1 protein-coding gene is annotated in these 506 nt (G+C 60.3%); it reads right to left on the bottom strand.

The genetic code is table 11. The features are described 5' to 3' along the window. Positions 1 to 506, bottom strand: a 506-nt coding sequence (locus C5Y96_RS27410; protein ID WP_158261260.1) for a hypothetical protein, incomplete at both ends; no start/stop codon positions are given.

The raw sequence follows: 506 nt of genomic DNA, 5'->3' as shown, positions 1-506 counted from the left end.
ATTCTACTACTTCAGCGCCACCATCGCGAATTTCTTCTTCCAGCGATTTCTCCTCCGCCGCTGGCAAGATCTCATTCCCTGCTTCCACGACCGGAAACTTCGTCGCTCCGCTTACCCGCAGCACCTGAGCCTGCGAGTCGCCACGAAAAACCTTATTCCGCGTCACATCTAGCTGCGCCGACGCATCTTTCACCACGAACGCCGCCGCGTGAAAACGCCGGACCTCGTTTTCGACCGCCGACAGCTGGCACGCTTCTCCATAAAACGCGTGCCGCCAGTTGTCGAACTTGCAGTTTGTCAGCTCGACCTTCGCCCCCGGCAGCGCCCAAACCGCATAGTTGGGCGGGCCGAACTTACGCAGCTTCGCCCCCGCAAATGTGACGTCGTTGATTCGCACATTCCCTTCAACGCGCACCGCCGCGACTCCGCCGCTGCGCAGCTGATCGGCTTTCATCGTCACGTTCGACTTGGCGAACGCCATCACCAGCGGCGGCATTCCTTCGGAC

The organism is Blastopirellula marina (genome assembly GCF_002967715.1).
GTDB lineage: Bacteria > Planctomycetota > Planctomycetia > Pirellulales > Pirellulaceae > Bremerella > Bremerella marina_B.
The sequence above is the reverse complement of the archived record's forward strand: the minus strand, read 5'-3'. Positions and strand labels throughout refer to the sequence as shown.